This window comes from Actinacidiphila sp. bgisy167 (assembly GCF_057707665.1).
The window spans coordinates 1-10,137 of record NZ_JBYIQP010000132.1; the positions used below are offsets into that span (position 1 = coordinate 1).

A 10,137-nucleotide genomic window follows, 5' to 3' on the forward strand; every position below is an offset into this window, starting at 1 on the left:
TCGGTCAGGGTGCGGGGGGAACGTACTGGTCACGGCCGTTCGCCGGGTACGGCGAGCTGTACGGCCGCTCCTGGCGGACGGCGGGCCCGCCGTACCGCGCGGCCACGGCGCGTGGGCGGGTGAGGCGGTGGACTTCGCGGGGGCCGACCGCCTCGGGAGCCGGGCTTGCGCCGGCACCGTCGACCGGCGCGATCAGTGCGGGCCGCGGCGTGCGGCCTGCTCCACGGCGAGGCCGCCGGGGCGCCGATGCGCTGTTCGCCGCCCCGGCGGCGTGCCGATGGGCACGGGCTCGGGTCCGCTGCCGCATGCCTCTGTCAGCCGTCGCGCCCGCCCGCACCGGCGGACGGCTCGGTCTGGTGCTCCCCGGCCGCAGCGGCTGCGGCCGGGGAGCACGGGCCGTTCACCGGATCCCGACGCCGCCGGATGTGCTCAGCGACGACCGGATCCGCTGGTGTGACAGACCCTCAGTTTGCCGCCCCGATGGTCTTCGCGGCCGCCGGTGCCGGCTCCTCGGCAGGGGCCTGGCCGAGCGCCTCCGGCCAGCCGCGTCCGGTGAGCACCGCGAGCGCGCCCACCACGCAGGCGACGGCGGCAGTGACGTAGGCGATGTGGTAGCCGTGCAGCGTGCCGGAGGTTCCCGCACTGGCGGACGCGGACGCCACCACCACGAGCACGGCGACGCCCACGCTGGAGCCGATCTGCTGCGCGGTTACGTTCACCGCGCCGCCCACGCCGTGCTGGTGCTGCGGGATGCCCGTCAACGAGGCGGCCGTCATCGCGGGGAACCCGAAGCCCTGGCCGATGCCGCACAGCACCAGGCCCGGCAGCACGTACCAGTAGTTGCCGTCCAGCGGGGTCAGCACCCAGGTGAGCACGCCGAGGCCGATCAGTGTCAGGGATGCGGTCATCAGACCCCTCATGCCCAGCTTGCCGAACAGCTTCGGGGTGAAGAAGTTCGACACCACGAACACCGTCAGCGGATTGGCGATCGTGGCCAGGCCCGACTCCACCGGCGAGAAGCCCAGCATGCCCTGCAGGTACAGGGGAGCGAAGAACAGCAGGCCGATCGAGGCGGTGCAGAACAGGAATGCGGTCAGCGAGCTGGCCCGCACGGGCGCGGAGCGGAAGACGGACAGCGGCAGCAGCGGCTGGGCCGTGGTGCTCTCGCGGACGACGAACAGCACCAGCATGATCGCGGCCGCCACCAGCGACACGATGGTGCCAGCGTCCTCCCAGCCGGACTGGCCGCCGCGGCTGACGCCGAAGACGGCCAGAATCAGGCCGACGGTGACCGTGATGGCACCGGGGGCGTCCACCGGCTGGCTGGAGCGCTCACCGGCCGGCAGCGCCGCCTTGATGCCCGCGAGCACGACCGCGCCGAACAGCACCAGGAAGACCAGCACCGCCCGCCATGAGAACACCTGGGTCAGCACACCGCCCAGGACCAGGCCGCCGCTGATGCTCGCGGCACCCACGCCGGCGTAGACACTGAACGCCTTGTTGCGCGCCGGGCCCTCCGGGAAGACCTCGGTGAGCAGTGCCAGCGCAGCCGGGCCGGACAGGGCCGCGCCGACGCCCTGCACGGCCCGGGCGACGATCAGCAGCGCCACGTTCGGCGCGACTGCGCCGGCCAGGGCGCCGACGGTGAACAGCACCACGCCAAGGGTGAACACGAAGCGCCGCCCCAGCACGTCGGCCAGCCGGCCACCGAACAGCAGGAAGCCCGCGAAGGTGACGGCGTAGGACGTCATCGCCCACTGCAGCGTCGCGTCGCTTAGGTGGAACTGTTCGCCGATGCGCGGCAGGGCGGCGTTCATGACGGCCAGACCACCGAGATCGAGCGCGAGTGCCCCGCAGAGCACGCCGAGGGAGAGCCGCTGGAGGCTCCGCCCAGCCGGTGCGGTCGTGTCCGCAGGACGTGGTGAGGGATTGGTACCCAAGGAACACTCCTCATCTGGAAAGGAAGCACGCGTACCGGTTCGCAGACGAGGAAGGAGCCGCTGCGCCTGCGCATTCTCCGTTTTCGTGCGCACCGGTTGGCGGCGGTGTCGGCATCCACACCGGCGCATTGGAAGTGAACCGGAGGAAGGAGTGCCGGGTCCAATAACTGCTTTTATGACGAGCAGTTATAGTCGCTGCGTGCGCAGGCCTTGGCGGCCGATGGCGCCCCGGCCTGCGACGGAGAATGCGTCGACGGTTCCGGCTACAGCTTCGACTTCACTTCCTCGGCCACCCACGCGAGCGCGTCACCGGTCGCGGACGCCTCGACGGGCATCCACAACGAGCACATGGAGATCCCCGCCTCCGCCAGCGCAGCCAGCTCGTCGACCACGCTCGCCGCACTGGGCCGGGCGCCGCCCAGCGCCCGGCCCGGCATCGGACGGCCCTGCGGCAGGCCTGGAGGCACCAGGAAGCACACCAGGCTGAGTTCGAGCCGCTCGGCGTCGTACCCGGTCTCCTCGCCGAGCCGGCGCAACTGGGCGCGCAGCGCCGCGGCACCGCGCGGGTCCAGCCCGCCCCCGTGCCAGCCGTCACCCAGCCGCAGAGCTCGCTTCAGGGCGGGTTCGCTGTGCCCGCCGACCCACACCCGGGGGCCGCCGGGCGTGCGCGGGACGACACCGATCCGCGCCTCCCGCAGCGTGGTGTACCGGCCCTCGAAGCTGGTGGGGCCGCCCTGCCATAGCGCCCGCATCACCTGCAGCGCCTCGTCGGTGCGCGTGCCGCGCTGCCGGACGGGCACGCCCAGCGCGGCGAACTCGTCCTCGTTCCAGCCCGTGCCGACTCCCAGCGTGAAGCGCCCCCCTGACACCACATCAAGGGTTGACGCCTGGTTGGCCAGCACCACCGGGTTGTAGTACGGCGTCACCAGGACGCTGGTGGCCAGCCGGATGCGCGAGGTGGCGCCGGCCACCGCGGCCAGCAGAACCAGCGGGTCGGCGGCCGAGCCGTTCGCGTTGGCGAGTACATGGCCGGACATGAGTACGTAGTGGAAGCCGAGTTCCTCGACCCGGCGTGCCGTATCCACGGCCAGGGTGCCGTCGTCGGTTGGGAAAGGGGGTTCGACGGAGACGCCGAGTTCCATGAAGTGCTCCAAACAACAGGACAGTTGTCATCGTGCTCAGGCGGAAGAGCTCTGACGGTCGGACAGCGGTTCTTGGGACCAGCCGAGGCGGAGAACCAGGTCAGCGAAGTTGCGTACCAAGGAGTGCGGGCGCTCGGCGGGCCATGCCAGCCCTATGCGCTGCGGCGGTGCGTCCGCCAGCGGCTTCCAGCACAGATCCGGGCGCTGGTACAGCCGGGCCACCGACTGCGGCAGCACGCACATGCCGCCGCCCGAGGCCACGTTCTCCAGCAGTTCCTCGACGTTGTCGGCCGGCATGGCGCACAACGGATCGCTCTCCCACGGCGCCGCGGCGAGTGCGCCGCCGTTCACCCGCCACGCGTCCGCCCCCAGATCCGCCAGGTCCACCCGGCTCTGGTGAGCCAGCGGGTGTCCCTCGGCGATGCCCAGCATCCGCGTCTCCTCGGCGATCACCTCCACGGCCAGGCCGGTGGTGTCGGCGGGCAGCCACAGGAAGGCCGCGTCGACCATTCCCTGCCGCAGCTGCGCAGTGCCCTGGTCGGCCAGGTAGGTGTGCGGCTGGACCAGCACCGGGGCGAAACGCAGGCTGAACGCCCCGGCGGCCTCGGCCATCAGCGCGTTCATGCCAAGCGAAGGGCAGCCCACCCGGAGCCGGTTGTCGGTGAGGGCGGAAGCGGCGCGGGCCAGGCGGGTGGCCTTCTCCCACATCAGCAGCGTCTGCCGGGCCGGCTCCAGCAGCGCCCCGCCCGCAGCCGTCAGCCGCACGTCACGCGTGTTGCGCGCGAACAGGGGCGCGCCGATCTGCTCCTCCAGCAGGCGCATCTGCCGGCTGACGGCGGGCTGCGAGACGCCGAGGCGCTCCGCGGCGGCGCTGAAGCTCATCTCTTCGGCCACGGCCACGAAGTACCGCAAGGTCTGCGTCCGGACATCCATCGTTCCCCGCTCCACGACGGCTCCCCACTATGGCAGCGCATTAGGGCCCAGTGCGCCGCCGCGGCCCGGCAGCGGGCAAACATGCGCCTACTTCGTCAGGTCCGGGAACACCCGGCAGGTCCGGGAAGGCCCCGGCAGGCCCCGGGCACGGCGAAGGGCCGTCGCCGCAGTGTCCGCGGCGACGGCCCCCGGGTGCCGGTCGGGTGCCGCTCAGGGGCCCAGGAACAGCCCGCCGGCGACGTCGATGCGCTGGCCGGTGATCCAACGGGCGTCGTCCGAGGCGAAGAACGACACCGCGTCGGCGATGTCCGCAGGCGCTCCGATCCGGCCCAGCGCGGTCATGGCGATCGCGTTCGCCGTCGCCTGGGCGTCCACTTCCATCCAGGGGTTCATGTCCGTGTCGGTGATGCCCGGGGAGACCGAGTTGACCGTGATGCCCTGCGGTCCCAGGTTCTTGGCCAGGGTCCGGGTCATGGCGTCGACCGCCCCCTTGGTCATCGAGTAGACGACCTGGGGGATCGCCATCCAGGTCACCCCGGAGGAGATGTTGACGACCCGTGAACCCTTCCCCAGCACCGGCAGCAGCCGCTGCACCAGGAAGAACGGCGCGCGCACGTTCACCGCGAACAGCCGGTCGAACTCGGCCCCGTCCGCCTCCTCCAGCGTGCCGCCGAACAGCGCCGCGTTGTTGACCAGCACGTCCAGCTGCCCGCCGTCGAGCCACGGCAGCAGCTGGGACACCACCTGCTCGACGCCGTCGTCGGCGGACAGGTCCGCCCGCACCGCGACCGCCTGCCCTCCGTCGCGCCGGATGGCGTCCACCACCTCGTTCGCGGCGTCCGCACTGCCGTTGTAGTGGACCGCCACCCGCGCTCCGTCGGCCGCCAGCCGGGTGCCGATGGCCCGGCCGATCCCCCGGGAGGCGCCGGTGACCAGCGCCGTCTTGCCCTGCAACTGTGCCATGTCATTCCTTCCCGGCGCGGACTACAGACGGAACAGGCCGGGGTCGGCCACCACGACGTCCAGCAGCATGGGCCCGTCCGTGGACATCGCCGTCTTCAGGGCCGCCTGCAGCTGTTCCGGCGTCTCGATCCGCTCGGCGGGGCAGCCGAAGCCGCGCGCCAGCTGGGCCATGTCGACGCCGCTCAGGTCCCAGCCCTCCTGCCAGGCGTTCTGCCCGGCCTCGTCCAGGTAGTACTTCAGCGACAGGTATCCCGAGTTGTTCGGGATGACGAAGGTGACCGGCAGGTTGTAGCGCGCCGCGGTCCACAGCGCGTGCAGCGTGTACTGCGCCGAGCCCTCACCGGTGACCACCACGACCCGCTGGTCCGGCCTGGCCACCGCGTAGCCGACACCGCCGGCGAACGGGAAGCCCAGCGCACCGCTGGCCGTGGCGAAGTAGCCGTTCTGCGGACCGAGCGGCAGCTGCTCGTGGAAGTCGGCACGGGCGATCGGCAGCTCCTCGAACACCTGTGCGTCCTCGGGCAGCACCTGCGCCAGCTGGTGGAACAGGTAGGCCTGCGACAGAGGCGTCGACGGCTCGGGCACCGCCACCTCGGCCCGCTGCACCACGGGCGCCGCCGCGCGCTCGCGCTGCACGGCCAGCGGAACCAGGTCCCGCACCGCCTGCGCCGGCGGGCAGACCACCGCGCTGTCCGCCAGCGACCACGCGGCCGCCTCCGGGTCATCGGTGACGTGGATGACCCTCGTGCCCTCCGGCAGCCGCGGCTGGTCGCTCTGATCGAGCGGCGCCGGGGCGGTGGAGAACAGGTCCGCGGTGGTGAACAGCGTGAACGTCGGGCTGCCCAGCACCACCACCACGTCGTGCTCCGCCAGCCGCTGGTTGATCAGCTCCGGCAACGGGGCCAGCACTCCGCCGAACAGCGGGTGGGTCTCCGGGAAACTGCCGCGCGGCCACACCGGGCTGCCGTACACCGTGGCGTTCAGCCGCTCCGCCAGCCGCACCAGCTCCGTGCGCGCCCCGCCGATCTCCACGCCGGGACCGGCGACCAGCGCCGGACGCTCGGCGCCGTTCAGCGCCTCGGCGATCTCGGAGATCACCGCGGGGTCGGGGACGACAGCGCTGCGCACCGTGCGCGGCTTCAGCGGCGTCGGGCTCGCCGGGCGCACCCAGTCGTCTTCCGGCACAGCGACGAACACCGGGCCGGCCGGGGCCTGCGCCGCGATGTGGTAGGCCTTCTCGATCAGCGCCGGGATGTCCTGCGGGCGAGCCGGCTCACCCGACCACTTGATGTACGGCCGGGGCAGCGAGGGCGCCTCCGTGGCGTTGAGGAAAGGCTCGCCGAGCAGCAGCTTGCGCGCCTGCTGGCCGCCGAGGATGACCATCGGGGTGTGCGCGCTGGCCGCGGTGTAGACCGAGCCCATGGCGTTGCCGAGGCCCGGACCGCCGTTGATGATCACCAGTGAGGGCTTGCCGGTGGCCTGCGCATAGCCGTCCGCCATGCCGACCACGCTCGACTCGTGCAGGCCGGTGATGAACTTGAAGTCGTCGGGCCACTCGTCGAAGAGCTTCATCTCGGTGTGGCTGGGGTTGCTGAAGATCGTCGTCAGGCCCAGCTGGCGCAAGAGGTCCAGCGTGGCGTCCCGCACGGTGCGGGACCCTGCTCCATCCTGTGTCACGGTCACTCCTGCCTCGTAACGGTCGGGCCGATCCGGGAGCGCCGAGCCGTACCCGTATGCCGCGGTGTCAATTGCAGGCTCAGTTCGCGCGACCCGTCGCCGCAAGAACAGGACGACAATTCACGGCTACTTCGTCAGCTACCGCACGGATTGCAGCCCCAACTTAACGACCTGTCGGCTTCTGCTCTGCCCGGCCTAGCCGCGCCGCCCCAGGAGTACTTAGCGTCGTCGCCATGGGCCGGTTCAGGCCCGAGGCGGCAATGCGGCCGGCCACGCCAATCCGACGAGGAGAGCAGCGGTGACCATACCCATAGCGGTGCTGGGATTTGCCAGCGCCCGTCCGGAGAAATCCGCGGAGTTACAGGACGCCCTCTTGGCCCTCGCCGACCGCGCCCGCCGGGAGCCCGGATGCATCGACTACCGGGTGCACCAGGCGTCCGAGGACAAGGACATGTTCGTGTTCTACGAGGTCTGGCGCAGCCAGGAGGACCTCGACGTACACCTCGCGCTGCCCTACGTGGCCGACTTCATGGCCGAGCGGATGACCTACCTGCGGCGCGACATCGACCACCGTGTGCTGGAGGTCTGCGAACCCGTGGGCGCCGGGGAGGGCCGGTGACCGGAGCGGAAGGCGTGCTGCACCTGCGCCCCGAGGGCGGCCGGACGATCTGGTTCGGTGACGCCGTCTACTCGTTCAAGGCGACCAAGGAATCCACCGGCGGCCGGCTCACCCTCGCCGAGGCGTCCGTTCCTCCCGGGAGCGGCCCGCCCCCGCACCTGCACCGGGAACTCGACGAAGCCTTCTACATCCTGTCCGGGCGGTTCGAATTCCTCTCCGGGGACAGCACCTTCGAGGCCGGCCCCGGAGACTTCGTTTACATACCGCACGGCGTCAGGCACCGCTTCCGGAATGCCGGAACCCATCCCGGTCGCCTGATCTTCCTTTTCACGCCCGGTGGGATGGACGAATATTTCACCGAAATCGGAGAAACGGCCCGCGCGGGAGTAGCCCCCGCCCCGCTGACCCCCGAGCAGATCCGGCTGATCGGCGACCTGGCCCCTCGACACGGCCTTGTCCTTCATCCGCCCGCCCAGCCAGACGCACACGGCTCGACTTCACCGGAGGATGCGCCATGACCGACTCCCAGACCACGCACCGGGTCGTCCAGGACTACTTCACCGCCCTGGAGCAGGGCGACCTCGACGGCGCCCTGTCCCTGCTCTCTCCCGACATCGACTTCACCCTGCCCCAGGACCAGTGGAACGCCGTCGTCCCCTACCTGGGCCGCCACCGCGGCCTCGATGCCGTCCGTGAGGCGTTCGCCGTCCGCGGCGAAACCACCGAGGTCCTCGACTACGAGCTGCGCGACCTGCGCGCCCAGGGGGACACCGCGGTCGCCGTCATCTACACCAAGGCCCGGCACACCCGCACCGGCGAACTGTTCGAGATCGAGGACGCCCACGTCCTCGTCGTCGGCGACGACGAGCGCATCGCCACCTGGAAGGTGTACTTCGACCCCAACGGCGAGATCGCGGCGTTCACCAAGGACCGCGAGGAGCGCCTCGCCGCAGCCGTCGCCGCAGGCGACCGCGAGCTGGCCGCCGAGCTGCTGCGCTTCGGCGGCGATGTCAACCACCGCGACGCCAGCGGCCTGACCCTGCTCATGACCGCTGCCGGCCACGCCGACCTGCCCATGGTCCGCCTCCTGCTGGACGCCGGCGCCGACGTCTACGCCGCCGACAGCGGAGCCGGCGCCACCGCGCTGCACAAGGCGTGCCAGGGCGGCAGCCTGCCGGTCGTCCAGGCGCTCGTCGAGGCCGGCGCCTTCATCGACGCGGTGGCGCCCACCACCGGCCACACCCCCGTCATGGACGCGGTGTGGTTCAAGTACCCGGAGATCGCCAAGTACCTGGTCGACCGCGGCGCCGGCCTCAACCTCAGCACCCACTACGGCTTCTCCCTCCAGCAGCACTTCGAGTACGAGCTCAACGTCAACGAGTCCGGCAAGGAGGACCTCCTGCTGGCGGAGAAGTACCTGCGCGAACGCCAGGCGTCCGACGCCGCGCAGGCCGCGTCGCAGAAGCTGATGGCCGCGGTCACCGCCGGGGACGCCGCCGAGGTGCGCCGCCTGCTCGCCGCCGGAGCCGAGGTCGACGAGCGGTTCCCGATCGTCAACGGCTTCAACGACGCGCACACCCCGCTGCTGGTCGCCGCCCGCGACGGTCACATCGAGATCGTGCGGATCCTCCTGGAGGCCGGTGCCGACGTGAACGCGACGGAGCCGACCTTCGGCGCCGTGCCGCTGCACAAGGCCGTCTACAACGGCCACGTCGAGTCCACCCGCATCATCGCCTCCTGGCCCGGCGTGGACCTGGACTTCCAGGGCGCCACCAACGGCTACACCCCCCTCCACGACGCGCTGTGGCACGGCTACGAGGAGTGCTCGCTCGCCGTCCTGGAGGCCGGCGCCGACCTGCACCTGGTCGGCCACGACGGCAAGACCCCCCTGGACCTCGCCACCGAGGTCTTCGGCACCGGCCACCGGGTCACCGAAGCGATCCGCAACCGCCTCGCCTGATCCCGGACACTCAGGAGGAGCACCATGGGTATTCCCCCCAGGGAACGGATCGCCGCCGCCGTCCGCGACTTCCTCGCGTTCCTCGAACGCAAGGACATCGACTCCTGGATCCGCCTCTGGGATCCCGACGGCGAGCAGTTCTACCCCTACGGCACCGAGATGTTCCCGCCCCGCATCGCCGGCCGCAACGCGGTCCACGCACGCTGGAAGTCGCTGCCCGACATGTTCGAGTCGCTGAGCTTCCCGCTGCTGGAGCTGTGGATCGACGGGGACACCGCCATCGCCCGTTTCGACGGCCACCTGGTCAAGAAGGACGGGACCGTCTACCGCAACAGCTACATCTGCACCTTCACCTTCACCGAAGCCGGCCTGATCAGCCGCTACCGCGAGTACTTCGACCCGATTCTGGCCGGCGCCGCCTTCGGCCTCGCCGAGACCACCTACCTGTCGTCCTGACAAGGAGCCACGGACCCGTGAAGGCCGTCGTCATGGCAGGGGGCGAGGGAACCCGCCTGCGTCCGCTCACCGCGAACCTCCCCAAGCCGCTGCTCCCGGTCGCCAACCGGCCGATCATGGAGCACGTGCTGCGCCTGCTGCGCAAACACGGCTTGCACGAGACGGTGATTACCGTCCAGTTCCTCGCCCAACTCGTCCGCAGCCGCTTCGGCACCGGAGACGAGCTGGGCATGGAACTGACCTACGCGCACGAGGAACGCCCGCTGGGCACAGCGGGCAGCGTCAAGAACGCCGAGAGCGCCCTGAAGGACGACACCTTCCTGGTCATCTCCGGAGACGCGCTCACGGACTTCGACCTCGGTGAGCTGATCCGCTTCTGACCCGAATCCGCAGGTAGTAGGGCGGTGTGGCGACTGATTTGACGACAGGTGCCCGTGCTGGTTTGAG

The 10,137-nt window shown here is 70.9% G+C and carries 9 protein-coding genes and 1 pseudogene; 5 read left to right on the forward strand and 5 right to left on the reverse strand.

Going from position 1 to position 10,137, the window contains the following annotated elements:
- Positions 1–464: 464 nt before the first annotated feature.
- The 5 genes from AC3ET4_RS29430 to mdlC form a co-directional block, all read right to left on the reverse strand.
- Entirely contained in the window at positions 465–1,940 is a 1,476-nt protein-coding gene (locus AC3ET4_RS29430) for an MFS transporter (protein WP_431954787.1), read from the reverse strand.
- A 263-nt stretch (positions 1,941–2,203) separates the two neighbouring features.
- Positions 2,204–3,082 (reverse strand): TIGR03619 family F420-dependent LLM class oxidoreductase, encoded by an 879-nt coding sequence (locus AC3ET4_RS29435; RefSeq protein ID WP_431954789.1) that lies wholly within the window; start codon positions 3,080–3,082, stop codon positions 2,204–2,206.
- Positions 3,083–3,118: 36 nt separating this feature from the next.
- Complete coding sequence (locus AC3ET4_RS29440; protein WP_431954791.1) at positions 3,119–4,015, reverse strand: LysR family transcriptional regulator; 897 nt, start codon at positions 4,013–4,015, stop codon at positions 3,119–3,121.
- Between the two features lie 210 nt (positions 4,016–4,225).
- A complete protein-coding gene (locus tag AC3ET4_RS29445; protein ID WP_431954793.1) occupies positions 4,226–4,978 on the reverse strand; it encodes an SDR family NAD(P)-dependent oxidoreductase in 753 nt (250 codons plus the stop codon).
- 21 nt (positions 4,979–4,999) lie between these two features.
- Entirely contained in the window at positions 5,000–6,655 is a 1,656-nt protein-coding gene (gene mdlC / locus AC3ET4_RS29450; RefSeq protein WP_431954795.1) for a benzoylformate decarboxylase, read from the reverse strand.
- A 298-nt stretch (positions 6,656–6,953) separates the two neighbouring features.
- On the opposite strand from mdlC, the gene AC3ET4_RS29455 reads away from it, so the two are divergent.
- The 5 genes and pseudogenes from AC3ET4_RS29455 to AC3ET4_RS29475 form a co-directional block, all read left to right on the forward strand.
- Complete coding sequence (locus AC3ET4_RS29455) at positions 6,954–7,274, forward strand: putative quinol monooxygenase (RefSeq protein WP_431954797.1); 321 nt, start codon at positions 6,954–6,956, stop codon at positions 7,272–7,274.
- On the forward strand, positions 7,271–7,792 hold the full coding sequence (locus AC3ET4_RS29460) for a cupin domain-containing protein (RefSeq protein ID WP_431954799.1): 522 nt from the start codon (positions 7,271–7,273) through the stop codon (positions 7,790–7,792). The genes AC3ET4_RS29455 and AC3ET4_RS29460 overlap by 4 nt, the downstream gene beginning before the upstream one ends.
- The gene (locus tag AC3ET4_RS29465) at positions 7,789–9,234 is read left to right on the forward strand and encodes an ankyrin repeat domain-containing protein (protein WP_431954801.1); all 1,446 of its coding nucleotides are present in this window, start codon (positions 7,789–7,791) and stop codon (positions 9,232–9,234) included. The genes AC3ET4_RS29460 and AC3ET4_RS29465 overlap by 4 nt, the downstream gene beginning before the upstream one ends.
- Positions 9,235–9,258: 24 nt before the next feature.
- Entirely contained in the window at positions 9,259–9,690 is a 432-nt protein-coding gene (locus AC3ET4_RS29470; RefSeq protein WP_431954802.1) for a nuclear transport factor 2 family protein, read from the forward strand.
- Positions 9,691–9,707: 17 nt separating this feature from the next.
- A pseudogene (locus tag AC3ET4_RS29475) lies at positions 9,708–10,067 on the forward strand (nucleotidyltransferase family protein); the annotation flags it as partial.
- Positions 10,068–10,137: the final 70 nt, after the last annotated feature.

Coding starts and splice junctions, on each gene's coding strand:
- AC3ET4_RS29435 (WP_431954789.1), bottom strand. CDS start 3,082: ATGGAACTCGGCGTCTCCGTCGAACCCCCTTTCCCAACCGACGACGGC.
- AC3ET4_RS29440 (WP_431954791.1), bottom strand. CDS start 4,015: ATGGATGTCCGGACGCAGACCTTGCGGTACTTCGTGGCCGTGGCCGAA.
- AC3ET4_RS29445 (WP_431954793.1), bottom strand. CDS start 4,978: ATGGCACAGTTGCAGGGCAAGACGGCGCTGGTCACCGGCGCCTCCCGG.
- AC3ET4_RS29465 (WP_431954801.1), top strand. CDS start 7,789: ATGACCGACTCCCAGACCACGCACCGGGTCGTCCAGGACTACTTCACC.
- AC3ET4_RS29470 (WP_431954802.1), top strand. CDS start 9,259: ATGGGTATTCCCCCCAGGGAACGGATCGCCGCCGCCGTCCGCGACTTC.